Annotated in this window: 22 protein-coding genes and 1 tRNA gene; 14 read left to right on the top strand and 9 right to left on the bottom strand. The window is 39.6% G+C overall.

Going from position 1 to position 26,661, the window contains the following annotated elements:
• Nucleotides 1-178 precede the first annotated feature (178 nt).
• A tRNA-Gln gene (locus tag MSVAZ_RS17420) sits at nucleotides 179-251 on the bottom strand.
• A 1,295-nt stretch (nucleotides 252-1,546) separates the two neighbouring features.
• Between MSVAZ_RS17420 and MSVAZ_RS17415 the strand changes: the two genes are divergently transcribed.
• The gene (locus MSVAZ_RS17415; protein ID WP_048123052.1) at nucleotides 1,547-2,332 is read left to right on the top strand and encodes a helix-turn-helix transcriptional regulator; all 786 of its coding nucleotides are present in this window, start codon (nucleotides 1,547-1,549) and stop codon (nucleotides 2,330-2,332) included.
• Nucleotides 2,333-2,502: 170 nt separating this feature from the next.
• Here MSVAZ_RS17415 and MSVAZ_RS17410 read toward each other — a convergent pair whose 3' ends face one another.
• Together MSVAZ_RS17410 and MSVAZ_RS17405 are read right to left on the bottom strand one after the other, a co-directional pair.
• Complete coding sequence (locus tag MSVAZ_RS17410) at nucleotides 2,503-3,426, bottom strand: UbiA family prenyltransferase (RefSeq protein ID WP_048123050.1); 924 nt, start codon at nucleotides 3,424-3,426, stop codon at nucleotides 2,503-2,505.
• A gap of 550 nt (nucleotides 3,427-3,976) precedes the next feature.
• Nucleotides 3,977-4,579, bottom strand: coding sequence for an acetate uptake transporter (locus tag MSVAZ_RS17405; RefSeq protein ID WP_048123048.1), 603 nt, complete (start codon nucleotides 4,577-4,579; stop codon nucleotides 3,977-3,979).
• Between the two features lie 246 nt (nucleotides 4,580-4,825).
• On the opposite strand from MSVAZ_RS17405, the gene gpmI reads away from it, so the two are divergent.
• Both gpmI and MSVAZ_RS17395 read left to right on the top strand, forming a co-directional pair.
• Complete coding sequence (gene gpmI / locus MSVAZ_RS17400; RefSeq protein ID WP_048123046.1) at nucleotides 4,826-6,370, top strand: 2,3-bisphosphoglycerate-independent phosphoglycerate mutase; 1,545 nt, start codon at nucleotides 4,826-4,828, stop codon at nucleotides 6,368-6,370.
• Nucleotides 6,371-6,734: 364 nt separating this feature from the next.
• Entirely contained in the window at nucleotides 6,735-7,691 is a 957-nt protein-coding gene (locus MSVAZ_RS17395) for a beta-ribofuranosylaminobenzene 5'-phosphate synthase (protein WP_048123044.1), read from the top strand.
• A gap of 291 nt (nucleotides 7,692-7,982) precedes the next feature.
• Here the strand turns inward: MSVAZ_RS17395 and MSVAZ_RS17390 are convergent, their stop codons facing one another.
• The 4 genes from MSVAZ_RS17390 to MSVAZ_RS17370 form a co-directional block, all read right to left on the bottom strand.
• Nucleotides 7,983-8,156, bottom strand: coding sequence for a hypothetical protein (locus MSVAZ_RS17390; protein WP_157206130.1), 174 nt, complete (start codon nucleotides 8,154-8,156; stop codon nucleotides 7,983-7,985).
• A gap of 185 nt (nucleotides 8,157-8,341) precedes the next feature.
• Nucleotides 8,342-9,358, bottom strand: coding sequence for a flap endonuclease-1 (gene fen, locus MSVAZ_RS17385; protein ID WP_048123040.1), 1,017 nt, complete (start codon nucleotides 9,356-9,358; stop codon nucleotides 8,342-8,344).
• A gap of 780 nt (nucleotides 9,359-10,138) precedes the next feature.
• Nucleotides 10,139-10,441, bottom strand: coding sequence for a hypothetical protein (locus tag MSVAZ_RS17375; RefSeq protein ID WP_048123036.1), 303 nt, complete (start codon nucleotides 10,439-10,441; stop codon nucleotides 10,139-10,141).
• Between the two features lie 496 nt (nucleotides 10,442-10,937).
• Nucleotides 10,938-11,261: a hypothetical protein gene (locus MSVAZ_RS17370; RefSeq protein WP_048123035.1), complete on the bottom strand. Its 324-nt coding sequence runs from the start codon at nucleotides 11,259-11,261 to the stop codon at nucleotides 10,938-10,940.
• A gap of 736 nt (nucleotides 11,262-11,997) precedes the next feature.
• Here MSVAZ_RS17370 and MSVAZ_RS17365 point away from each other — a divergent pair.
• The 11 genes from MSVAZ_RS17365 to MSVAZ_RS17315 all read left to right on the top strand — a co-directional run bounded on the left by MSVAZ_RS17365 (nucleotide 11,998) and on the right by MSVAZ_RS17315 (nucleotide 23,079).
• On the top strand, nucleotides 11,998-12,885 hold the full coding sequence (locus MSVAZ_RS17365) for a presenilin family intramembrane aspartyl protease PSH (RefSeq protein ID WP_048123033.1): 888 nt from the start codon (nucleotides 11,998-12,000) through the stop codon (nucleotides 12,883-12,885).
• A 99-nt stretch (nucleotides 12,886-12,984) separates the two neighbouring features.
• The gene (locus MSVAZ_RS17360) at nucleotides 12,985-13,785 is read left to right on the top strand and encodes an HAD family hydrolase (RefSeq protein ID WP_048123031.1); all 801 of its coding nucleotides are present in this window, start codon (nucleotides 12,985-12,987) and stop codon (nucleotides 13,783-13,785) included.
• A gap of 376 nt (nucleotides 13,786-14,161) precedes the next feature.
• Nucleotides 14,162-15,775 (top strand): methyl coenzyme M reductase system, component A2, encoded by a 1,614-nt coding sequence (gene atwA, locus MSVAZ_RS17355; RefSeq protein WP_048123029.1) that lies wholly within the window; start codon nucleotides 14,162-14,164, stop codon nucleotides 15,773-15,775.
• Nucleotides 15,776-15,816: 41 nt separating this feature from the next.
• Entirely contained in the window at nucleotides 15,817-17,373 is a 1,557-nt protein-coding gene (gene mmp3 / locus MSVAZ_RS17350; protein WP_048123026.1) for a methyl-coenzyme M reductase-associated protein Mmp3, read from the top strand.
• A gap of 281 nt (nucleotides 17,374-17,654) precedes the next feature.
• Nucleotides 17,655-18,098, top strand: coding sequence for a methanogenesis marker 6 protein (locus MSVAZ_RS17345; protein WP_048123024.1), 444 nt, complete (start codon nucleotides 17,655-17,657; stop codon nucleotides 18,096-18,098).
• Between the two features lie 5 nt (nucleotides 18,099-18,103).
• Nucleotides 18,104-18,607 carry a methanogenesis marker 5 protein gene (locus tag MSVAZ_RS17340; protein WP_048124296.1) on the top strand — a complete coding sequence of 168 codons (504 nt, stop codon included), beginning with the start codon at nucleotides 18,104-18,106 and terminating at the stop codon, nucleotides 18,605-18,607.
• Entirely contained in the window at nucleotides 18,604-19,851 is a 1,248-nt protein-coding gene (locus tag MSVAZ_RS17335) for a methanogenesis marker 15 protein (RefSeq protein WP_048123022.1), read from the top strand. Before MSVAZ_RS17340 ends, MSVAZ_RS17335 begins: the two co-directional genes overlap by 4 nt.
• A gap of 7 nt (nucleotides 19,852-19,858) precedes the next feature.
• On the top strand, nucleotides 19,859-20,458 hold the full coding sequence (locus MSVAZ_RS17330) for a methanogenesis marker 17 protein (RefSeq protein ID WP_048123020.1): 600 nt from the start codon (nucleotides 19,859-19,861) through the stop codon (nucleotides 20,456-20,458).
• A 1-nt stretch (nucleotide 20,459) separates the two neighbouring features.
• Nucleotides 20,460-21,392, top strand: coding sequence for a methanogenesis marker 7 protein (locus MSVAZ_RS17325; protein ID WP_048123018.1), 933 nt, complete (start codon nucleotides 20,460-20,462; stop codon nucleotides 21,390-21,392).
• Nucleotides 21,393-21,534: 142 nt separating this feature from the next.
• Nucleotides 21,535-22,002, top strand: coding sequence for a carboxymuconolactone decarboxylase family protein (locus MSVAZ_RS17320; RefSeq protein WP_048123015.1), 468 nt, complete (start codon nucleotides 21,535-21,537; stop codon nucleotides 22,000-22,002).
• Nucleotides 22,003-22,425: 423 nt separating this feature from the next.
• Complete coding sequence (locus MSVAZ_RS17315; protein ID WP_232316145.1) at nucleotides 22,426-23,079, top strand: matrixin family metalloprotease; 654 nt, start codon at nucleotides 22,426-22,428, stop codon at nucleotides 23,077-23,079.
• A gap of 315 nt (nucleotides 23,080-23,394) precedes the next feature.
• Here the strand turns inward: MSVAZ_RS17315 and MSVAZ_RS17310 are convergent, their stop codons facing one another.
• Complete coding sequence (locus tag MSVAZ_RS17310; protein WP_052728027.1) at nucleotides 23,395-25,131, bottom strand: PGF-pre-PGF domain-containing protein; 1,737 nt, start codon at nucleotides 25,129-25,131, stop codon at nucleotides 23,395-23,397.
• A 521-nt stretch (nucleotides 25,132-25,652) separates the two neighbouring features.
• Nucleotides 25,653-26,090 (bottom strand): NUDIX domain-containing protein, encoded by a 438-nt coding sequence (locus MSVAZ_RS17305; RefSeq protein ID WP_048123011.1) that lies wholly within the window; start codon nucleotides 26,088-26,090, stop codon nucleotides 25,653-25,655.
• Between the last annotated feature and the right edge of the window lie 571 nt (nucleotides 26,091-26,661).

Below are 26,661 nucleotides of genomic sequence, written 5' to 3'. Positions count from 1 at the left end.
GACATAACTTTTTACTTCCTCCCATAGTGCTTTACGTAAGTCCTAACTCAATAAATGACCAAGGGGCGCGCCCAGAGGTTAAAAAAGCCTAATATGAGTTAAGATAAACCCCATCTGGAAAGGCATAAAAAACAGAGTTTAAAAATAATATTTCCCTAAACTATTAACAATATTTTTATAGTCCTGAGCGGATTCGAACCGCTGTCCCGGGCTCCAAAGGCCCGAAGGATTGACCACTACCCTACAGGACTGCATGTTAAAGCTTTTACTAATAGATTAATTCTTGTACTTAATTTTTGTGCCAGATAGAGATTATTTTTTGTTAATTTTCCAGAAATATCCCTTTCTTCTCTATCCTATTTTCAATAATTTTTTGTCAGGACTTTATATATCTTTATATTTTTCGATACAGTCCTTTTTTGGCTTTGAAATATTTTCCATGAAACTATTTTTCGTTAATGGGTAATTTTTCATATAATTAATTTAAAATAATTTATTTCATTACTATATTGTGGAGCTGGAAGAGAAAAGGTATGGTTGAATAGCGAAGTAGTGGATTGTGACAGAATTGCCCGGGAGCTGGGGGTTCTTGCTTTAGAATATGTTAGATGGGAACATACTCCTGAAGCGACTGTATTGGGGGATACAGCAAACGGATTGAATTGCTCTCGGGCTTCTTCTTACTTATAGTCACGAGGCCAAATAATGCAAGGCTCTTCGCCATTCCCTATGGATAAGACGATTTTCAATTCAAGACCACATTGATTTTTATGAGAATATTATGAGGATATCCGCACAAAACAACGAAGAACCCAAATATATTTATTTATCCTCGTATTGAACGACTCTGGTCCAAAATCCAGTGATTTTTGCATTTTTTGATTGAAAATCTGAATTAGCAAGAAAAATTCGGTTTTCACTAAAATCAATATTCGGTATCTAAAGACGTCAATCCCTAAGTTGTATTACAAGGATTGTGACCAATTACAAAATCTAGTGATTTTGAATTTTACATTCATCACTAGATTTTGGTACTGAGTCTATTGAACGCACTTCTTATTTAGGTCCTTATGTACTTTTTTAAATTAATTATGGCTTTTACTTTTTTAAATTAATTATGGCTTTTATTACCAATAATTATTAATTTTTTAATTATGATTTTCGTCCTATTTTCAGGGAAATCAATACTGAGCTTATATTAATAAAATAATCTGAGATCATTAACATATAAAATTTATTTCAATATTAAAAAACGTTATTTTGGAAGTTATATTATGTTTTCGAAATACTGCTGCGTAAAATCCGGAATAGATGAAAAAAATTATTAATTACTTGTACACTTTTGAAAAAGATAATATATATTGAATTCGTATAACATTTTAGCAATGCTATAACATCTGAATAGAACTGCTAATCTTTAATCTGGTTAAAAAATGAGAGGGGTATATACTTAAATTTTATATATTGTAAACCAGAAGCAAAATCCTACTTTGGATATTAATCCCCGATTAGCTCCCGAAACGCAATAAAATAGTGGGTTGATAAAGTGAAAGCTAGCGGACTCTTAAGTATTCTCACCTTTTCAGAAAAAAGGAAGGATATTCTATTTTTACTTCAGGAGAATCCAAGAACTCTTTCCGAAATTAAAGATTATTTTGATGTAAGGTCACCTGAAATCCTGCCTCGCCTTAAAGAAATGGAAGGCTCAAATTTGATTATCAGGCAAGAGGGAATGTATCGGCTGACACCTATAGGAAAAGTTTCAGCCATGCATTACAAGCCCTTACTGGATACTCTTACAGCTATAGAAGCAAACGAAATTTTCTGGAAAGATCATGACCTCGCTTCGATTCCTGAGATATTGTTGAACAGGATTCAGGAACTTAAAGATTGCAGAGTCGTAAGAGATGAACAGGAACATATTTATGATACTCATAAGGCATTTATGGAGAATGTACGGGCTTCTACCCATTTTGTGGGCTTTTCATCTATTTTTCTTCCAAGCCATCCCACGATGTTTTTAGATTTAGCCCGCAGGAATATTCCTATTTCAATAATTCTCACACCGAATGTATTTTTTAAAATAAAAAGTGAGCATAGTGCTGAGATTGAAGAATTTCTTAAATTCAAGCACACGGGTCTCTATGTATATGACAATGCAAAAATAGCCTTTGTGGTGACAGACCGTTTCATATCCCTGTCGCTCTTTTTTAAAAATGGAACCTTTGATCCCCGAAATGACCTGATAGGTTTTGATTCGTTTTCAATAAAATGGGGTGAGGATCTTTTTAAGTATTATAAAGATAACTCTATTGAAATAAAGAATCTCTAAAATTTATTGAAGGTTCCTTGAAAGAAACCTTAAAACTGGAGAGAGAAATCGGGATTACAGAATTTGTTTTTCCCGATAAATCTCCGAATAGACGGGCAACTATTCCCTAATATTTCTCTTGTTTTGTCATTGTTTTCACACTTTCACGTAAATTTAATGTTAAATCTATTTTATGCCAGAAAGGCACTTGCAATAGTTTTCAGTCCGACAATTGAGGTTGATTCACCATCCACAAGAATTGTTCTTTCGAACTTGCGGGAACGAGACTCTATGTCACAAGTTTTGGTATAATTATGGATGCAGAGCAGCCCACATATAAAGCTGTAGAGGATAATAATAGGTTCAAAAGCAATAATTCCATTAATTAGAGAAATTCCGAGAATTAAGTGGGAGAGCAGGTGCAACCCGAGAAGGAAATTACGGGTATTTTGTGCCCCAAGGCTTACAGGAAGGGTTTTGATACCTGCTAGAGTATCTCCTTTGATGTCTTTGAAGTCATATATAGTAGAATTGATGAAGAGCTTAACCCCAAAGAAAGTAAAAACTAAAAGTATGGGGAGCATGCTTCTACAGGTGCTGCCTGCAAGCCCTGAAATGAAAGCCCCCCAGGTGAGTCCTACAACAAAATTTTTGACTCCAAGCCCACCTTTGAGTTTTAGAGCAAATTTTCCGATTTTAATACCTTTACTATAAAGGAAGCCGGTTACGAGAGGTAAGAATGCAAGTGCTAGCATTCCTTCTTTTGCCAGTATATAGCTTCCTATCACGAAGGTAATCATAGAGGCTGCAAGTCCTATTTCCTTTCTTGATCCACTTAACTCTTTTCGGTTTATAACATCTTCTTCTGATCCAAGGGCCCTGTCGAGTGTGTATACGCTGTAAATTACGAGTCCTCCCGCAATACAGGTGAATATACTTGAATGAATTTGAAGCAGGAGGAAAGCAATATGAATCCTTAGTGCACCTGAAAATGCAACTAATATGGAACTTTTTAAGAGTTCTAGTGTGGCATTCTTTTTCCCAAACTCTTGAGCATTCTTTCGTCTGTACCTGAGAATACGTTCAAAACTTCCGAAAAATACATTGGAATTCATAAAAATAATATTGGAGCACTTTTAAATATTATTTATTCTGTATAAGATTTTACAATGTTTGTAATATATAAGGAATCGTCTATGTTTTAGAGAAATAAACGAACACTAGTTGAGTAAACTAACGATTATTTTAGAAGAGAATCATGTTATCGCTATCCTTTAAAAGATTCGCGTGTATCCTGGAAAGCATCTAAATAATTACAGTTCTTAAAAATAATATTGAGGATTTTCTTTGTTTTTAACATGGATATCTATAATTTTATTTCTAAAGTTGGCTGGCCAAAATGAAAACTATTGAGCTTGACTGTGTTTTCAACAATAACCGTCTTTTAGAGTTGCCCATGTGGTTTTCGTAGTAAGAAATAGATATAAAATACTCACTCGAAACAGCAAAGAGCCAGAGGTCTTCGTTGTTTTGTGTGGATATTTTCATAATGTACTCATTAAAAACAATACAGCTTTGAATTGAAAATCATCTTATCCACAGGAAATGACGAAGAGCCATTAAAAATAGAGGGCAATAAAGCCCAAGAAAAAAAGATTACAAATATTATAAAGGAACCACTTTCTTTCCATATGCTTCATTTAATACCTGACCAAGAGCTGTGTATATTGCGGAGAGTCCGGTAAGGATTCCTTCATAACCAGCTATTTTCAGGATTCCGGCGCTTCCCAGATAATTTCCTGCTGCGAGCAAGAAGAACAGAATTGTAAGGGTCAGGAAAACAACGGAGAGAGCCCTTGAACCTTTGAGCGTACCTATGAACATGAAAAGGGTAAAAACTCCCCACATGAACAGGTAGGCAGCAAACGGGAGTGACTCTGTGGCCAGCCCTGCATAGTCTGGAGACTTAGGAATAAGGACAATCCCCACCAGAGAGAGCCAGAAAAACCCGAATGAGGTAAAAGCCGTGGCCCCAAAGGTATTTCCTTTCTTCCATTCCTCGAGTCCGGCAATGACCTGAGCTAATCCGCCGTAAAAGATACCCATCGAAAGGATCATCGCATTCATCGGATAGAAACCCGCATTGTGTATATTCAAAAGCACAGTTGTCATTCCGAAGCCCATCAAACCCAGAGGCGCAGGGTTTGCGGATAAATCCGTTATTTTTATGTCACGAATATTCGTGATGTCTTTAATATTTTGACTCATAAAATTAAATCCTCCTTCCCGTTACCGGAAATATAACCTGAACTTCCAATAAAAACCACATTAAGATTATCAATTGTTTTTACGGTCCATTTTTCACATTTCGGAGATATGTAATTGTTAATACTTATAATTAAGGACAGTAAATATATTTTCAATATAATATAAATATATAATATAAAAATTCATAAGAACTGTTAGGAATTTTCATAATAAGCTATTTATTAACGGGTGTGGAATTTGCTTCATATGACTCAGGCAAAAAAACCTCTTATGCTCATTATTCTTGATGGCTGGGGCTACAGGGAAGCAAAAGAAGGAAACGCTATCCTGGCAGCCAGAACTCCAAAACTTGATCACTTGATCGAAGAATACCCCTGGTGTTTCTTAGAAGCCTCAGGAGAAGCTGTAGGCCTTCCAGAAGGCCAGATGGGAAACTCCGAAGTCGGGCACTTGAATATAGGAGCAGGGCGAATTGTGTACCAGGATCTAACCCGAATAAATCTCTCCATAAGGAAAGGTGATTTCTTCAAGAATCCGGCTTTTTTGAGTGCGATTTCAAATGCCAAAGCCAACGATTCCAGCCTGCATCTCATGGGACTTGTCTCCTATGGAGGTGTTCACAGCTATATGACCCATATTCATTCCCTTATCAAACTCGCGCAGCAGGAAGGGTTGAAAAAAGTATATATACATGCTTTTCTGGACGGCAGAGACGTGCCTCCTAAAGCCGGCCTCAAAGACATAATGGAGCTTGATGCTTTTTGTAAGGAGAATGGAAATGCTAAAATCGCAACTATATCAGGGCGCTATTATGCAATGGACAGAGATAAGCGTTGGGATAGAACAAAACTCGCCTATGATGCTCTTACCATAGGAGTTGCGCCTTACAAAACTCCTGATGCAGAAACTGCAGTTTCTGAAGCTTATGAAAGAGGAGAAACGGACGAGTTTATAAAACCGACTGTGATCACAGATTCAGAAGGAAAGCCCGAGGCAGTCATAAAGGATAATGATTCTATAATCTTTTTCAATTTCAGACCTGACAGAGCACGGCAGCTTACCTGGGCTTTTGTAAATCAAGACTTTGAGAACTTCCCTCGAGAAAAACATCCGAAAGTTTACTATGTTTGTATGGCTCAGTACGATGAAACTCTGGATTTGCCTATAGCTTTCCCGCCGGAAGAACTTGAAAATGTGCTTGGAGAAGTACTGAGCAAGCAGGGACTGACTCAGCTTCGGATTGCCGAAACCGAAAAGTATGCCCATGTGACTTTTTTCCTGAATGGAGGGCAGGAAAAATGTTATGAAGGAGAGGACCGCTGCCTCATCCCATCACCAAAGATTGCTACCTACGACCTTCAGCCCGAAATGAGTGCATATGAGGTTACGGAGGAAGTAATAGGGAGGATTCGGTCAGGAAAGTATGATGTGATTGTCCTTAACTTCGCAAATATGGATATGGTCGGGCACACCGGAATTTTTGAGGCTGCAGTAAAGGCAGTGGAAACCGTAGATAGCTGCGTGGGCAGAATTGCAGTGGCTCTGAAAGAAGCAGGAGGGGTAGCAATTATAACTGCAGACCACGGGAACGCCGAACAGATGGAAAATTCGACAACGGGAGAACCGCATACCGCACATACTTCAAATCCGGTAAAGTGTATTTACTTCGGAAATGATGAAGTTAAAGCACTTAAGAACGGAAAACTGTGTGATCTTGCACCAACCCTTCTGGAACTTCTCAAGATCCAAAAACCTGAGGAGATGACAGGAGAATCTCTTATTATAAAATAATAATTTAAGAAGGAAAAAATCTGGAATTATACAGAAGGAGAAATAATCTGAAAATTACTAACGAACGGGAAAAGCAGCCGGAAATTCCAGAAACCCTAATTTTTCCATTCTAATTTTTCTTTTCTAATTTTTCTTTTCTAATTTTTCCATTCTAATTTTTCCTTTCAATTTTTCCTTTCTAATTTTTCCATTCTGTTCCTGCTCTCCTTATGCTTCACTTCTGTTGTTATTTTTATTACATCCATAGAATTGAGATTATAAAAGATAATTTTTAAAAGATTAAATACCAGCAGCTACAATAAAAGGAGCACCGGACTTCGGAAGTCATAAAGCTTTAAGTGTATATTTTTGGAGTTTAACAGGAATGATCAAAATAACCACTCCTTGCCGCATTCATATGACGCTTATTGATATGAATGCGGAGATCGGAAGAGTCGATGGAGGAGCAGGACTAACCCTTTCCTCTCCCAATATCAGAATTACGGCTGAAGAAGCCGATGGAGTCAATATAGAAGGTCTGCAGGGTTTTGCCGATCGAATGAAAAGAGCTGCAGAATCACTGCTTCCTGAGGGTAAAGGGATCAGGATCAACGTACAGGAAGTGTACCCAGCCCATGTAGGTTTCGGATCAGGGACCCAGTCTTCTCTGGCCGCGGCAGCAGCTGTTAATGAACTGTATGGGCTTGGGAAGAGCGTTAGAGAACTTGCACTTGCAGTAAAAAGAGGAGGAACTTCGGGTATCGGAGTAACTGCTTTTGAGAAAGGCGGGTTTATAGTTGACGGAGGACACCGATTCAAAGATAAAGGTGGTTTTATGCCGTCAGCTGCCAGCAAAGTACCGCCTGGTCCAGTGCTCTTCAGAGAGGATTTTCCTCAATGGGACATGGTGGTAGCAATTCCCAATGACAAGGGAATGTATGACCAGGAGGAAGTCGAGACCTTCAAGAAATTCTGCCCCCTCCCTGTAGAAGAAGTTAGAGAAATTTCCCATGTCGTGCTCATGCAGATGATGCCTGCCGTGATAGAAAATGATATAGTGAGTTTCGGGGCCGCAGTAAATCATGTCCAGACTGTCGGCTTTAACAAAAGGGAGAGCTTTATCTGGCCTGACTTTGTGAAAAATATTGCTTCTTTTATGCGCAGCCGGAGCTATGGAGCCGGGGTAAGTTCCTTTGGGCCTGTAGTATATTCTTTTGTAGACAACAAATCAGATGGCAGGCAGCTTCAAGCGGAAGTCCAGAAAATGCTTGACGACTCAGTTGGCGGGACTGTCATGCTTACCAGGGCAAGAAACCACGGAGCAGAAATATCCCGGGTTTGAAAGCCTTATATTCAGTGAGCGAGACGGAATTCTGCGTACAGCCTGTTCCCTAACCAGCGAATCCTTACTTTGATCACATTTTTTACTTTTTTTATTTTTTGACTACCTGTTGGATTTTGTCAACAATACCTGGGGCTACACCACCAAATACGGAAGAGTACTGATTTTCTCGTATCGTGGATTATCCTGAAAATTACAATAGTCATAAAAAGTTCCATTAGGAGATATTAGAAGATCTGCAAGCGGATAATCCAATCATGTCCCAGGTGCCCCGAGACATAAGTGAAATGCTTATCTGGTTTTTTTCCATAAAATAAAAAAAGCTATATCCAGAGGAACAGCGGTTGCGGCATCTCCAAAATTACGGGCTGTATCAGCGAAAGGACTACACTTCCCGAAGCCCAGGCAATGAGGGTCTGAAAAAGCGGTGGGCCACAAATCCGGCAAAATACCATTTGATTGCACAAACCCCCCAGATGTGGAGAGAAGTTCAGGACCCACAACTCCATACGTAGGGCGTGTGAATGTTCTTTCTGGGAAGAGTTCAGGCCTGTTCTTGTCAGTATCAGATTTCCTTGACTGAATAGTTAAGGATAAAATATAACATAAATAAAAAAATTAGGAAAATAAGGATTTTGAACAAAAATTTCTTAAAACCACTGGTCAAGAGTTTTTTGTCTGGCTCCTGAGGCAGCTTTAAGCCGTTCTGCAGCTTTTCCCACCCTATCAATTGAGAAATCATGGCTCTCGCAGAGAAATTCAAGAAGTTTTTCAGAATCAGGTTTTCCCCATCTTATCTTGTAATCATCCGTTACTTCAGGGTGGAGAAAGATATCTCTTATCTGGTCTACAGCATCAATTTCTGCCTTTTTTTCGCGGAGTACGGCATAAATGTCCCCATGCTTTTTAATTAGTTTAAGGGCTGTTTTGGGGCCTACTTTCTCCAGCCCTTTGTTATAATCCGTGCCCACACAGATAGCGATATCTATGAGCTGTTCCCTTGTAATTTCCAGGGCTTCGAGAGTCTCATCCAGCTCGATTTTTTCGGGTTCGACGTCAACGTAAACGTTTTTTCCCGGAAGCTTTCGTTTTCCTGTTACGGCCAGATTCCGGACAACAATAGGAGCCCCGAAAAGAAATGAATCGTAATCTTGAGAAGCAACGCAGTTTGCATCTTTTTTGAGGACCATATGTGCAGCCTGGGCTTCGCCCTCACTGGGTGCCTGAACAAAGGGAACTCCCATAATGTCAAGGAGATATTTGGAGTCTTCAACAATTTCCTGGTTTACTTTCGAAGAAGCCTGAGCATACTTATATGCCGATTCAAGATCCCCGACAGCCTTTGCATTTTCCCACTTTTCCCGGGAGGATTCCCTGACTTCTTTTCTTCGGTCCAGGGTTTCGGACTTGAGATCCGGAGGTTTGCCGTCAAAAACAAAAAGAGGCTTGACACCGGCTTCTACAAGGCTTGCTGTCCGGTAGAGCAGGCCTGAGAGATGTGAGGTCACTCTCCCTGCAGAATCAACCAGAGGACTTCCATCCCGCTGGCGAATAATGCTCAAAAACTGGTGTAGAGTATTAAACGCATCAATTGCAACTACCTGATTTGTAAGATCCGAAAGCTCAACTTTTCTTTTCTGGAGCAGGTCGCCTATATCTGTGCCCATATTTTCCCTCGAATGTTTGAAACTTACCAGAAAGCTTCAGCGCTTTCACTACCTTTCTTCCTTTTTATTACTTTCCTTTGAGGAATGATAAAAATATAACTTCAAATTTTCAGTTGGGGAATTTATCTATAGTTCCATTTTCCTAAATAATCATTTTTGGCAACAAAAACCTTTGATATTCTATTTGAATCATTCCTTAGTCTTTTCTTATTCTTTTAACCTCAAACTATTATATAGAAAGTAAATATCAAAAGACATATCAGGAGATTTTACTGCAGGTTTATATCAAAAATGCTTTACAGCAAGTCGATGTTAAAGATGCTATACAGCAAGTCAATGTTAAAGATGCTTTACAGCAATCATGTGTTTCATTGCTCAATACGCTTTATAGATACTGAAGTCTTATATTTACCGCGTGTTCAGAATTATCCTGAGATACTTATCGATGAATATACACTGTTGAAAGACAGTACCACTCAGGAGGAAAAAAGTAAAGAAAAATAATGTGATTTTCACTCAAATTCATGGAAATCATCGGTCACTGAGTTCATTTAGTCACTGAATTCATTGGATCATAGAGTCCAGACAATCCATGTAATTCCTCGGATCATAGGGTCCAGAAAAGCTATAGAATCTCCTTCCAGTCAGGACTTTTAATCTATTATATTGAATTTAACCTCATTAGCCCTTCCTGAGGCCTAATCAAAGCTATCCAGTAAGAGAATAGAAAAGAGACGAGAACTTAATGGGTTTTATAGCCTGTACATACACCTAAGAAAATCAAGCAGTAAGGTCAAGTCGAACATCGATTACTGAATCTTCATTTGCTTCTATTTTGGATATTGTCAGCAAATTACCTTTTCTTTCCAGTAAAGTCGCTTTCGTGACCTGAACCTGGTGACCATCCGCCTGTTTCTGATTGTTATTTTTATGGACGACCAGGAGCTTCTGTCCTTTCTCAGCCCCTTCTCCTATTTTGGACACGATATTTCGTATGACCTGTTCAAAATCAGAATAAATCAAAATTTCCGACTTATTTGCAACCTTTGTAATAATTCCAATCGGTTCCAGACTAAGGTGCATATAGCTTTCCTTCTTTACCTGCTTACACAAGTAATCAAATAATACTAACTCTGAGTAATAATAACTTGCGATACAAAATATCTGATGCATTATTTTGTAATTGTTAAACTTCAGATATTCTCTGTTCTACAGAAGAACAAGTATATATAACTTACTGAATCATGGACTCTGTGCCCGAAATGTCCTGATCGGGTATTAATTAGATTAGAAAAATTAACATACATTCGGATTAAAATTTGGATAAATGTTAATAACTTAAATTCAAAACTGAGTGAAGCCTGAGAATCCGTTCAAAAAGTACTTGGGCCATTTTTCTTTCAATTAACACCGCATATATCGAAGATTCCTGCCCTATAAAGGACATACTTATAAAATATTACGTACCCATAGGTAAAAAAATTAAATATGATTGTTAGCAAATACCGTGGATTCAAGCTATGCTTTTTAAAAATAAGAAATTAAATGTTTGCCCTAAAATAAAAAGTTATAGATGAGATTAGTGGTATTTTCTGCGGTTGAATTCGTAAACTGCATTATCAATTTTGCTTGATAGCTCATTCATCCGTTCTTCAATATTTGTTTCTGTACTCTCCATGTTGACCTTGAGGGTACGATCTTTTGCCTCCATTTTGTTTTCGAGTTCCTGAAGCCTATTGTTAACAGAGATGAGCATAACAGCTAATGTTCCGACCAGAACCATAACTGAAAGAATAATCAGGGGATTTGTGGATTTATATGCAAATCTTCTAAGCCACTCAAAGGATAGAAGAAAGGATGACAGAACCATCACAACAAGAAATACTGTATCTCTAGTCTCCATCGTATACCTCTAACACCTGTAAAAATTGTTCCGCATACACAAGCACATACACGCGCGTTATGTAATCTAGCTTGTTTCAAATTATCAAGCGGACTATTCCTTAAAGTATTTACTGCTTTTCTATCTTTACGATTTTCTATTTTTTACTTTTTTCTATTTTGTTTATTACAACGGAAGCGCAGAGGTCACGAATATCCCATTCTTTTGATGGGGTGAAGTGAACCCTTACCTCTTCGTTTTGGAGCATCGTGAGTCAGTTTTGTTCCGTACTTTCATGCTAAACCATAGCTTCCTTTTATAGATACATCAAATCTGATAGGAAACCGAGGTCAAAATTTCAATCACTTATGTTAAGAAATCTTGTTAAAGGATACATAATCATCTGTTTCTAAGTAACCGGGCGGGCGGCCCAAAACATACCTTGTCTTTATGGTAGGTTGGACGCCCGCAATTTAATTTTTAAGAGATGTAATCTCTAATTTTTCACAAACACATGTTTATCGATTTATTCCTTTACTTTTAATTATCGCTCCTATGAAAAAAGAGCCAGTATAGGAGAGATGTATCCTGGAGACATTTCGTGAAAAAACACTATATTTTAAAGACAATATCAGAAAAATAATATTTCCCAGGTAAAGTTATATATAAACAGTCAGGAGAAGTCGGAGATGAAAGTACAGTAAGTATAATAAAGGAATAGAAAAGGCATACTGTTAAGAATTAAGGAGTTTAGCACTTGAGTTCCATCGAACAATCAATTAAAGATTATTTACCTATTATTTCCATGGGAGGACTAATTCTTATAGTGCAGGTTCTTGCACTTTTTTTGTCCACGCCAATGGAAGTTAGTGGAATGCAGGCTTTTGAGGACCCAACCCAGGTGTCCAATTCTATATATTATATTATAATGATCCTGGCTTTTACCCTGTTTGTCCTTCTGGCAATAAAGAAAAATATGAAGTGGGTAATCAGCTTCACTATTTATCTGGCCATAATAAGCACTATATATTACGTAGTCCTGGCTCTGTTTGTCCTCATTCCTTCTCTTTCAGGATTTGCGTCCATTGCCTCAGTTGTGCTATCCATCGTAATAACAGTGCTGCTCTATAAATATCCAGAATGGTATGTTGTTGACATTGTGGGAGTTTGTATTGCAGCCGGGGTCAGTGCCCTGATAGGAATTTCCCTCTCAGTTGTCCCAGTAATAGTGCTTCTGGTTCTTCTTGCAATATATGACGCTATCTCAGTGTACAAAACAAAGCATATGGTAGATATGGCCGAGGGGATAATGGATCTGAAACTTCCAATCATGTTTGTAATTCCAAAACACCTGAAATATTCTTTCTTAAAAGAAGACTTCAAAAAGGGAGAAAAGCATGAGGCGTTTTTCATGGGGCTCGGAGATGCGGTTATGCCTACCCTGCTGGTAGTCTCGGCAAACGTCTTCATGACAAATAATTTCTATCCGGTCCTTGGGGCCATACTGGGCACGCTTATAGGTCACGCCGTACTTTCCATCCAGGTAATGAAAGGGAACCCGCAGGCAGGCCTTCCCTTTTTGAATTCTGGAGTAATCCTGGGGTTCCTTGCTGGTGTCCTTATTTCAGGGGCCTCAATCCTGTGAAGTTAACTTTTCTTCACAAACTTCTATTATTTACAAATTCTTATTTTTGTTTCCAGATTTTCGCAAAGATTTTTTTATTTAATAGCTTAATCACTTGATATGTCCAAAAGAATTGCAGTGGTCTTTGACAGTGCCGGAACCCTTCTACATATGTACAGGGTTGCAAAGGAAGTCAGTACCGGGGATATCCTTGAAAACATAGAGAGCACTGCTATTGTCGCGCAAAAGAATGGATGCGGGCTTGTCGTTCTGAACGCTGAAAGTGATATACTCCTGAGCTCAAGAAAAGAGATGCCTCTGTTTGAGTTTATAAAAGAGTACAGAGTTTCAATAGGTATAAGCTGTTCAAAAGGACTTTTTACTCAGGAGATTGCATGTGATATCATAAGGGGAACGTCCCCAAGAATGGGTGATATACATGATGTGCTGGAAGCAGTTACCTCCCACTGTCCAAATGTTTTTTATCTGGCAGCAGGCCTGATAGTTGACTCTCAAGCTAGAAGCGTGCCATATGTACTGAGTACAGGAGGGCATGTATTCAGTACCACGTTACAAACAGTTCAGGCTCTCCATTCCATGAAAGTAGATACGTACATAGCATCCGGAGATAGTTTATTTGCTCTCATGCAACTGGCTGAGTTCATAAACATTCCTCAGGAAAGAGTCTTTGCTTTTTCAAACACTCTGATGAAGGAAAAAGTAGTGCTTGAGCTAAAACAAAAATATGACAAAGTAATTATGGTAGGGGATGGGATTAACGACATACTGGCATTCAGAGCAGCAGATCTAGGAGTAATGACAACGCAGCAGGGCGACAAAAGGCCCAAAGAACTAAGAGAAGCAGCAGACGTGGTTATTGACGATATTATCAAAGTTGTAGATGTGGTAAAAGCGCTGTAAAGGATGTAAAGAGAATTATTATATAAACGAATCTATATAACACGACGGCGATAATAAGACAAATCAATATAATACATCGAGTCACATACAGGACAAGATAAAAGTACTGATTAAGCAAGGTTCGTCAGATGAACTTGACTTAACTGTAAATGTGCTTTAAATGTTAACAGTGAAAAAATAATGCGTTATGTTTATGTAATCTTTACTCTTATGTAGTTGTTGCCCAAATGTGTGAAATTCATTAAGCGTGTGAAATTCGTTGTTTGTACTATTGTGTTATTCATTTATAGTAATTGCTTTTCACTCTTGAGCGATATGCTCAGGCAGGCAAAAGCCACCAGAAAGTATTGCAGCTCATAATTGCGGAGGAAAATCCATGCCAGTATTTATTGAAGTCAAAAATCTAACAGTAGATTTCGACGGTCATAAGGCCCTGAAAAACGTAAACTTAAGTATCAATGAAGGGGAAATAGTTGGAATTCTGGGAAAAAGCGGGTCCGGAAAAACAATCCTGATGCATGTACTGCGCGGCACAGAGTCTTTTGAGAACATTTCAGGTGAAGTAATTTATCATCTATCACGTTGCTCGAAATGTGGATACATAGAACGCCCCAGCAAGACAGGCCAGAAGTGTCCGGTCTGTGGAGAAGTACTGGAAGCTTTCGAAGCTGATTTTGTAAAACTTTCACTTTATGAACCTATAAGGAAAGATATTACAAAGCGTATAGCTATCATGCTTCAGCGCACCTTTGCACTTTACGGAGACGAAAGGGTTCTTGTAAACGTCATAAACTCCCTGAATGAAATAGGATATGCCGGGCAAGACTCCATGAGAAAAGCAATCGAACTGCTGGAAGAAGTAAACCTGAGTCACCGCATGATGCATGTTGCAAGAGAACTTTCAGGCGGAGAAAAACAGAGAGTTGTGCTTGCAAGGCAGCTTGTGAGAAATCCTTTGCTCCTGTTAGCTGACGAGCCCACAGGTACCCTTGATCCCATGACTGCAAAGCTGGTACACGATGCTATGATAAGGGCAGTCAAGAATTATAATATGAGCATGGTCCTGACTTCGCACTGGCCTGAAGTTATTGAACAGATGGCGAACAAAGCTATCCTGCTTGAAAACGGAGAGGTAGTCAAGGAAGGGGATCCACTTGAGGTTTCTGCAATCTTTATGCAAAGTGTATCCATTGTGAGGCAGGAAAAGAATGTCATGGTAGGGGAACCTATAATCAGGGTAAGAGACCTATCAAAGCGTTATATTTCAGTCGACCGAGGCGTGGTTAGAGCTGTAGACGGGATTTCTTTTGATGTAAATGAAGGAGAAATCTTCGGGCTAGTCGGAGTGAGCGGAGCAGGCAAGACTACAACCTCCAAAATTTTAATGGGAATATTACCACCCACATCCGGAGAAGTTGAGGTTCGTGTGGGAGACGAATGGGTTGACATGACAAAGCTGGGGGTGGATAATAAAGGAAGAGCAACCAAATATATGGGGTTCTTGCACCAGGAATACGGCCTTTACACTCATAGCTCAGTAATAGATAATCTTACCGAGTCTATTAGTCTTGATTTGCCTTTTGAACTCGGGGTCAGAAAAGCTGTAATTACTCTCAAAGCTGCAGGTTTTGAGGAAAACAAGGCAAAAGCTATTTTGCCCAAAATGACTGATGAGCTGAGTGAAGGGGAGCGGCACCGGATTGCACTTGCACAGGTTCTGATCAAGGAACCGAGAATCGTCATTATGGATGAACCAACAGGGACTATGGACCCGATTACCAAGGTCTCGGTGACGAATTCCATCCTGAAAGCTAGAGAAGAGATAGGGGAAACATTTGTTGTAGTTTCTCACGATATCGACTTCGTAAACGAGATATGTGACCGTGTTGCACTTATGCGCAATGGTAAGATTGTAGACATAGGTGAGCCGAAGAGTATACTATCTCAACTCACCGAAGATGAAAGGATCCAAGCTGCAGAAGAGATATAAATATGCTGCCACCTCTGTAGTATAGAAAAATACTAAATGAGGTGCCGATTACGAGTAATGAGGTCAGCGTAGAGGTGAATGGGCAACAATATACCTTACCTGCAGGCTCTATCCTTGAAGATGCGCTTAAAGTTTCCAGAGCCCCTTATATAGCCGGTACAGCGGTCGGAATTCTGAAAGAGGTCGCTGAGGAAAAGATCGAAACAGTCACCGAATACGCTATCAATACTCCCAGAGGAGAATTCAGGATAGAAATAAGAAATCCTGAGTCGCCTTCAGGAAAATTATGGGCTGAGCATTTTAAAGAGTACGAAGGAAAATCTATCCACTGGGCAAGTCCTGAAGCTCTAGCTTTCGGGCCTTTTGAAGCCGAAATTAAACCTTCGCGCGAAACAGGAAATTTTGAAGCTTTTGAGGTGATGTTTGGAGCAGGAGGTTTTGATCCCCGTAACACTCATCTTATTTTTTCACTTAAAAGACATACTGCGGAATATGGGACTCCTGAAGATGGGGTCTTTGCAGAAGTTGTGACCGGAAGAAAAATTTTGTCCAGGCTTTCCAGAGAAGATACAATTCTTGGTATTGAGCCAATTATAGAATGGGAACAAATCTCAGAAAAGACCTGCACAACTGATCTTTCTGTTCCGCTTGAAGATGGGGACAGCATATTTACTTATTTTGAAGTTGAACTTTCCAGGAATGCTCCAGGGGGAGCAGAACATTTCTATGCCCTTACTCGTGAAGGAACTCTCAATGTAGATGTTACTACCAGTTCGTTTATCTCAGATGATGACCTGAAGGGAATACCTGCTCCTTATGAAAATTTCGATCCAAGACGAGAAGGTGCAGTTTCTGTCCGTACAGTCGGATATGGGTTGGGCAGAATATATATCTCAAGAGACGAGCGTCCTTCAAGCCTTGTTCATTCTGTTGTAGGGCAGGTAACGAAAGGCATCGAACTCATTAAACTCGCAGAAGAAGGACAGAATCTTTCGGTTGAGAGTCTGCCTCCCCAGATAGTGCTTCTGGGACATAGCTTTGAGGAGGCCGAGCCTGTACTTTCTTCCATAGGGGTTGAACTGGTAAAAGACGGATACACCGGAAAGGATGCCGTAATTGTCAGTCAGAACCCTCCAACAACCCTTGAGATCCTTGGGGAAGCAAAGGTGACTGCGTATGCAGTACCCATAGATAAACTGATTGAGATTGAGCTTTACTCTGAAAAAGCCCCGAAATCTGTGGATTTCTTCCGCCATGGTCTTGAACTTAAAACAAAAACTGTTGGGAAACTGCCTGTTTATATGATATATGACGACACCTACCTTTTTAAGACAGAAAAGGAAGTTGTGAAGTACAAGGAAATCCTTCCAGAAAATACCCCCACGGACAAAGTACTTGGAGGGGAAATAGGGATCACAAACCAGTCTGCAAAGAGGATGGGGACTATAGGTATAAGACTTGGAGACGACGAACTTTTCGGCCCCACAGGAGAACGATTTTCCTCAACCAATATTGTTGGCCGGATAATAAATCCTGAAAAGCTCCTTGCTGTCAAAGAAGGAGATGTGATATACGTAACTGAAATTGTACGCAAGTAAACTTAAAAGTATAAACTATAATACAATTGGATAATGGGCGTACATACTATTCTTAATATATAAAAAAAGTAATACACATAAGCACAATAATAAGTAAATAGACGTATAAGTACCCGGTTAGTAGCTCAAGATGATTTTCAGCTTGCTGGGTCAGATTAAATCTTGCTAACGAATTAGTCAGCTCATTATAACGTGTCCGCTTTAATGAATCCAGATGTTTAAGCGGATTCACATTAATTTATCGAAATTTAAAGTCTCCCGAGGCTAAGGAGAGACGAAATATGACGGAAACGAAAAAAGAAGAGATTACAAAGTACATTGTAATCAGTTCGGATAAAGTGCTGCCTTCAGATGCAGCTATGAAGATCTATGAGTCAGAGTTTCCAGTTACGGTAAAGGAGACCTGTTTTGGACTTATCGTATCAGGAGCCAAAGACGATGTCCAGATCCTCGTTGAACAAATCCGGCAGCTTGATAAAAATCATATTTTTGTAAAGGATAGGGGATTCCCTCCAGGAGATGAAAGGCGCTGCCGCGCAAGCAGGGGTGGAGGCCCACGGCCGGGATTCCATTTTTTGAGGGAAGAAGTGGAGATGCTTCCTGCCATAGGGGCTGCACTTGACGAACTGGAAGCAAAGGAATGTGTAACAGAAAAACGCAAAAAGAAATGCAGGCTTACAACTTCGGATCTGGAAAAAGTTATTGAAGAGGAGCTTGCGAGGTGAGTTTTTTGGCAAAGGTTTTCATTTACCCTATAAATAGTCTTATTCTGGCCGACCTGGTTGAACGTTTCGGGCACAAACCCCTTACCATGATGAACCAGATCCGAGAAAAAGTTACAAGCCTCAGCCTTGATTCTCCTCCTCTAAATATTACTCCTGAAGACCCTAAATTGGGTCTTAAGTATGCTGCAATTGAAGTGCCGGCTGGAGTAAGGGGAAGGATGGCGTTGATAGGCCCTCTTATCGAACAGACAGAAGCTGCAATTATAGTTGAAAACCCACCCACGGACTTTGGTTGTGTGGGTTGTAACCGTACAAATGAGCTGACGAAGTATTTGGTCCGCTCAAAAGGTGTCCCTGTACTTGAAGTAGAATACCCGAAATCCGACGACGAAGCCCGCGACTTCGTAAACAAGATAGTAGCATTTCTGGAGTCGTTGCCTAAGGAAAAGCCTGAGGAAGATGAAAAGGCGAAAGAGACAGAATCGGCAGACAAGGAGGACAAGGAATGAGCACAGAGGAATCTGCACTTGTCAAGATTGCACTGGTATCCTGCGGCTCTGAGTATGCCGGAGTTCAACCCGAATTTGAAGAAGCCGCAGCCAAAGTAAATGCAAAATTTATTTTCCCTGAAATTGATGTTGCATCCATAGATACTATAGGCAGAGATTTTGGGCTTGAGGTTGCGAGTGGAGACCTGAGGCTTATGATGGCCCGGGCAAAAGCTGTTGTTGAAGGTATTGCCAATGCGGATGGAGTTTTCATTACCACCTGTTTCCGGTGTGCCGAAGGAGCTATTGTACGAAATGAGGTTAGAAGATATATCCATGAGCACTCCAAAATCCCGGTAATCAGTTATTCTTTTACCGAAAGCACCAGTGCAGGTACACTTCTTACTCGCCTGGAAGCTCTTACTACAATTGTCAGGCGCAGGCACCTTCTTACAAGGGAAGTTCAGACCGGACTGACCGCGGGAATAGATTCAGGGTCAACAACCACTAAAGCCGTGGTAATGAGGGACAACAAAATTATAGGCAAGGGCTGGGTGCCCACAACAAAAGTCCTTGAAAGTGCTGAAGAAGCTTACTCTATTGCCCTGAAAGAGGCCGGCGTTTCCAGGGAAGAAGTTCAGGCTCTGGGTACAACCGGATACGGACGATTTCTTATAGGTGCTCATTTTAAAGCTCAGCTTATCCAGGAAGAAATCACTGTTAACTCAAAAGGAGCCGTCTATCTTGCTGACAAGCAGAAAGGTAATGCAACAGTTATTGATATAGGCGGTATGGACAATAAGGCAATCTCGGTTCAGGACGGGATTCCCGGAATGTTTACAATGGGCGGGATTTGCGCAGGCGCTTCAGGACGTTTCTTTGAAATGATCTCAAAGCGGCTTGGTGTAGATATCACCGAACTCGGAGCCCTGGCAGTTAAAGGGATGCATGAACATGTATCTATGAACAGCTACTGCATAGTCTTCGGAACTCAATCCCTTGTAAATTCCCTTGCAAGAGGTGCTACTCCTGAAGATGTGGCTGCTGCAGCCTGTTATAGTGTGGTAGAACAGATCTATGAGCAGCAGTTGCAGGAAGTAGATGTTAAAGAGCCTCTGATTCTTGTGGGCGGATCTTCCCTAATTGCAGGAGTACCAAAAGCCCTTGGAGAACTTCTAAAGATCGATGTCCTTGTGCCCGAGAACTCACACTTGATAGGAGCAGTAGGAGCAGCTTTGCTTGCTTCGGGCTTTGTGGAGGAGTGAGGAAAAGATGGATTCGCTTGAAGTCTTTGATGTCGAGTCCGCAATCGCTCCGGAGCAGGGATTTTATAGAAAGATTATCGAGGACAATCTTTCAAGTCTCAAGCTTGCCCCGGCAATAGGGAGAATAAAGGTAGTGTTGAGACCTGAAGATTCTCTTTTTCAGATGGCAATTCTCCTGAGGGACGTGGGCACCAGGGTTACAACAACTGATATTGCCGATGTGGACGCAAAACCGATTGCCCGTGAGATAATAATTTCTATAAAAAAAGAGCAGTATATTCCAGAATTACTGGGAATACTCTGGGAGCGCTACGGGAAAGCAAATATCAGCCAGCCGGACCGATGGACTGTAGCCATAAGTATGGATAACCCAAAGGAAGAAGCAGCTTTTCTTAAAGATATGATGGTTGCAGATCCAAAACACAGGCTTCACGAAAATCTTGTTGATTTTGCAATCCGTGTCACCCCTGAGGGTTTCAGGGTCCGGTATCACCTGTATAAAGGTAACCAGTTTATTTTTGTGGCGTCCGAGGAAGCACTAAAACATGAGTGGATCGAAGAAGCAGGAGCGATGCTCGAAGAACTGATGAAAGGAGGGAAAAACTAAGATGGCTGTACTCCGACCCTATCTTTATACCGGTGGCGTCCACAAGCATGGACTTTTAATTGAGCTGCTGGAAGACCTTGGAGGCTACATAGTCCAAAAAGTAGTTACAGGGACTGAAGTCAACCTTATTATGCTTATTCCGGAAAAAGATGTCCCAATAGTGAAAAAGCAATCTGATGAACTGCTTGGAGTTATGGTAGAAGCTCCCCTGACTGGAGTTGAGATTGCAGTTGTTTCACCGACTCTTGCTTCTCACCACCTCCCGCATTCAGCATGTGACATTGCAGAGTATCTCCGCCACCCCGGAGCCAATACAAACATGATAGGACTTGCAAGAGGAATGGGGCGAAGGGTATCTCTGTCCATGGACTATGAAAGAAGACTTATTAACGAACATGATATTGCAGTTTTCACATTTGGGTCTTTCAGTGACTGCATAATAAACAAGAAGCCAAAGCTTTTTGAAGGCGTAGAAATTCCAATTGTAGTTACAGGCGGACCTGACCTTAAGACCGAGGAAGTTCCCGGAGCAGACCTTTATGTTGGGAATATTGGAAGGACTTCTCACAGGTTAAGGAAAACCGAGGAGATTAGCGCCCTTGATAAACTCAATGAAGAGGTTGGAAAGATTGCTGATAACATTCGTAAACAGCAAGCAAAAGACCCCCTCGCAGTGCTTCCTGCTAGAGTTATGAAGGAGATTGAAAATCAGGTCCCGGAAATCCGAACTGTACTTTCGCCTGCTCCACTGACCCTCCAGCTTAATGGGCTCAGAGTCAAGTTACCCTATGATGAATTCCATGAAAGACTTGAAAAACTGGAATTTGATGAAGGGGTTACTCTTTCCGAACTTGCAAATATTTCAAAATCAAAAATGAAAAATTATATATTGATAAAAATCAAATCTAAGTCTGACGTTGGTTTTGCAATTTGACCCGGGTTCTGTTGCATGAAGAGTTATTTGCTTTACATTTTACTGGGTGCGTGTTTTTCACTTATCCTTTATATTGTAAAGCCTGATACAGAAAACGGAGTCTGAATCCTTTTTCCACGTTAATCTACGCTGGTGGTTTCGTATGGAACTTGAAGATATTGTGGAAATTTTGAAAAAGGACCCTGAGAAAGCTGTTCCTGAACTCCTTGAAGATGTCCGGAATCAGTATGGTGAAGTCCCATATATAATGAACTTCATGAAAGATCTCCCGGAGATTTTCATCCCAAAAACGCTTTACGAAAACTCTATAATGAGGGGATTCAAGAACCTCGACCCAGAGACAGTTGAACTTATCGCGATAGGTGTAGCTTCTGCCCTTCGCTGCGAGCATTGCCTGAAAATGCATATTAGAGTCGCAAAACGGAAAGGAATTAGCAAAGAAAAAATATTTTATGCAATTATGATAGGAGCATCCATCTCCAATGCCGCGGTACTCGCTGAAAGCACAAGAGCACTTACATCCGAATTTCCGGATGAAGGAAATGAAGAAGAATACTGCTGTGACTCGAATTGTGAGGTATGTAATATCTCCAAAGCCACTTTTAAGTAAACAAATAATTCAGTAGATCTAAATTCGTTATAAAAATTCGCATAGAAATTCACATAGAAATTCACATAGAAATTCACATGGAAATTCACTATCAAAATTCGTTTTTGTGATATTATAAATTCAGTTCATCAGGACCTTATTTAATTTTGAAAAATTAATTCCCTGACCAAACCTGACCAAAAGCTAATCTCTGAGAGTTCTTCCATCAATAACCATCCACCGATACAAACCCGCCTTTCGCACTGGTTTTATGCGAACATGTGTGATAAGTGTGGAGAGTGTCTGCGGGATGCATATTGGATGTATGCAGGAGATAGATACTTTTACGTTGGGTTTCAGGGTTAATAATATTTATTTGGTAGTCCGATTTATATAAGTCGAGACCATATGTACAGAGTTAGATTTTCTTTTATGCTGTTACTGATGGTACTTATTTTACCTACTGTCTCAGCTGCATCTGAAACGAATCCGGAAAGAATTCTGGATTATCCATGGGACCACTCTCCTATTACTGTATATATTGATGACAGCAATGTTCCCGAGCACTACAGCCCTACCTATTATGCACAAATAGAAAAGGCTATGAAATACTGGGAGGAGGGAGGAAACGGAAACCTTGAGTTTACGCCTGTTTTCAAACTTGTGGATTCGAAAGAAGCTGATATCAGGATAAAATGGGTTGAAAATCTGGAGATCGTTGAAGGGGCTCCCCCAGGCGTTGCTGGCTATGCAAGTCCCATGGTATCTGATGGGCGATATGTAAAGGTCGACATAGTGCTTGAGGTAGGAAATTATCAGGGAAAAGCCTGGCGCCAGTATGGGGACGGGACAATGCTTTCTGTTGCAAAACATGAATTCGGGCACGCTCTGGGCCTGGGTCACAGCAGCAACAGAAGGGATATCATGTATCCTGAATACGAGCAAAGAGAAGATCTAAACCCTCTCCTCCTTAGCAAGTATGGGCCCATACTGCGTATGGCAGCTCTTGCAGCTTTTGCAGTTCTCCTGTACCTCGGGGTAAGCTGGCAGCGCAGCAGGAAAAAAAGAAAAAAACTTGAGGATAAGTATTTCAAGTAAAAATTTATTTAAAGTGCCTCAGAGTAAATCCAAGTTGAAACTCTATCCTAAAAATCAAGATTGGTTTCATTGGTCATCGGTTAAGAAATTTTCTTGCCTGAAAATTATCGATTTTATATTAAAGCCGGCCTTAAATTTTGGCCTATTTACATGAAATCGATACTCTGTTCCAGCTCACAAACTATTAAATTATTTAATACATGTTTAAAAATTGACGCAATTTATCATGAGTCTTCACTTAACCGAAAACGTATGTAAAAGACTTAGATGAGGATATTGAATCCTCATCATATATTCTTTCTTAATTACGTATTCTTACTTTCTTTTATACAAAAACACAGCAAGCAAACTAACGATTCCAAAAACTGATTCAAAACCTGGAGATTTTTTGTCTCCATTTCCAGAAGTAGTTGGACTTTGTGTCTGTTTAACATTTGTTGTATTACTTGCGTTGTTTTCAAGACTACTATTAGATCCAGATTGAGTTTCAGATTTTGTTTCGTTCAGAGTTGCGTTTGATGCTGTCTTGCCAGTTATCGCAAAAGGAGAAGATAATCCTGGGGTTTCAGCTATGAAATACAGGTACTCATTGTCTTCTCCTGCAAGAGTGGTTTGTAAAGGATTCCATTGTGAATCATTGTACCTATTAAATGTAACAGAAGACTTGTCTATATTTTGATCTTGTAACCAGGATTTTTCAACCTTGAAATATACTGTTGCATTTTCAATATTATCGGGCGTTGCAAATCCACTATTTCCTACCCAGATGTTTACGAATTTATATACTTCATCAGAAGGTGGTTCAGAAACCAGAGTGGACTGATTTATTAGCATCTCAACTATAGCTGTAGTTTTGCCAACAGTCTTTTTTGAATCAAAACTTATATTAGTTACAGGAGTGGCATTTTGTGGGAAATTGAAATTTACAGAGTTCCCGTATGTAATAGAAGTCTGTGAGATTTCTTTAGCTGCGACATTGCTTTGAAGTTCGGGCGAACCACCGGCGCCTCCGCTGCTATCACTGCTACTGCTGCCACTGCTACCGCTACTACTATCGCTACTACTATCGCTACTACTATCGCTACTACTATCGCTGCTATCTGATACAGTAACGGTTCCCACGCTATCTCCACCGCTGCTACTGTCTTCACTATCGCTTCCACCACTTGAGCTGCTCATTTCTTCCACATATATTGTTTTGTTTGCTAAGCTTGTTCCGTTTTCATTGTTTGCTGCAAGATTGACAGTATAGTTTCCTGCTGTTGAATAGGTATGTGACGGATTCTGATCGGTTGAATTAGTTCCATCTCCAAAGTCCCAGTTCCATTCATTTGCGTTTTGTGAGGTGTCTGCAAACTGCACATCGAGGCCATTGGAAGTATCGGCGTCAAAACCTGCTTCTGGAAGAATTTTCTGTTGCCCCAGAACAGTTATTTCTTGAGCTGTCGCATCCCAACCTCTTCCATTGCTCACTTCTAAAACAACTCTATAAGTTCCGGGAGAATTGAAAGTATATGTTGAGTTCTTTTCTTTTGAAGTATTTGTCAGTCCAAAATACCATAAAGCTGTAGTTGCATCTTTACTCTTGTCAGTAAATGTTACATTCAATGGTGCATATCCAGAAGTGGTCGATGCAGAGAAATTAGCAGTTGGCAGACCTGTAGTGTTTTTATTTCCTACAACATAATCTATCTTTTTAAGTGAATCACTTCCATTAGGCCCAACTACAATCAAAGTAACATTAAAAACTCCATAAGCTTTAGCTCTTCCAAACCTATGAGATGTAGTTACCGAGTTTCCTTTTCTACTGCTGTAAGACCAATGGTTAATTTGCGGATTATAAAATTCCCATTTCCAGCTGGTAACTTGACCAGTCACGTTACCAGTTAGCCTTGAATCAAAAGGAACAGTCCCTTTAGTAATGTTACAAGTAAAATCATTAATTGTTACATTGCCTGAAGCTGAAACCACTCCAATTGATGGTATAATAGCTAAAGTTACTTGCAAGAATAGTATAACTAATAAAACCATAGATGAAAAAGATTTTTTCATGTAAGTCCTCCTTAGGACAAATTCAATTAAGATGTAAATTCTACAATCCTTCAATTTAGTCGCGTAAGTCCTAGTTATTTTCACTCTGTTAACTGGATAATGACCAAAAAATTTGTTCTTAGATATAAGCTTACTTTTTTGAATGAAATTATTAGTAAAGTTAATTTGTAAAAAAAGTTCAGTTAATCCGCAATTTCGTGAAAACAACCACAATAGGGTGATAACTAAGGGAATACTTCTTGAGATCATAATTATAGATGCATTAAAAACATTCTTAAAAAAGGCAAAAAAGTTCTTTATTATCAGCTTACAAATGGCCTTAGTGTAAGTCACTAATTTTTCTTTCGGATTTTTACTTAAAGAGCTGATTCAAAAACTCAAAATCTACTTTTTTGAAACTCATTTTTAAAATCATCAATTGAGATTCTGACCAGGAAAGTAATTCTATAACTCTTATAAATTATGAAAATAAAAATTGGTTTTGTGACAGGCTCAGCAGGTAATCCATTTTCTGATATATTTTAAATCGGCAGCTCTGGAGGTTCTTTATTTTCGGCAGCGAATCTTTTAAAGAATTCCTTAAAGTGATCCGGAAGAGCATCCATTTCCAGAATATGCTCAAGAGAGCTCCATGCATATTCCACATGTTCATAGCTCAACTTTACATTAGCAATGATATATCCTCCGTCATATATTATGGCAATTACTTTTTTGTCCGGAAGCTCAAAGGTAGCATACCCTGCAATCTCTCCGAGCGCAATTGAAATCCCGGTTTCCTCCCAGACCTCCCTAACAACCGCGTCTTTTAGAAGTTCTCCAAGGCCAAGCTTTCCACCCGGAAGATCCCATTTTCCCGGATTGCTGTGAGAATTTTCCGACCGTCTGAGAAGCAGGAATTCGCCTTTCTCGTTCCGTAGAACGGCATAAACAGAAACGATGTAAGGTTTCTCCAGGTTCATACAATATATATGTGAGATTTCTCTGTCTTAAAGGCTGGCTCTTTTAAGATCTTCTGGATATAACTTTTTAAAACTATCTTTCAATAACACTTTTTAAAAACCATATTTTCAATGACATATTTTAAAGAACCGCGGATTTGAGTTAAGAATCAACTATACTGAAATTATTGAAAATAAGGCTTTAAAAAACGCTATTAACAAAATAATGATATAAGATACATAATTATCATTAAATCTGAACAAAAAAGTTAACACATGTTAATCTTATCCTTTTTCTGAAATAGTATATAATAAACTATTCTATTTTAGTTCTTATAGAAATATCTATATTCTTTCTTGGATATATTTTATAAAGTAGGAATTGAACATTTATTCTTCAAGTTTGGGTTTTGGGGAAAGTCGAAATTTGAGACTTGTTTTTAATTAAATCTCATGAGTAGGCTCCAGAACTCAGTGCTTAATACAGGTTAAAAACCACAAAGTTTGAAGAGTGCAGTCCCTAAATTTACCTCTGAATTGAAAGCTATAGTCTCGAATATTGATTCGATTACAAATGGATCTTTCCTCAAAT

It is taken from the genome of Methanosarcina vacuolata Z-761 (assembly GCF_000969905.1).
GTDB classification, from domain to species: Archaea; Halobacteriota; Methanosarcinia; order Methanosarcinales; family Methanosarcinaceae; genus Methanosarcina; species Methanosarcina vacuolata.
This window is presented reverse-complemented; position numbering and strand designations above follow the sequence as displayed.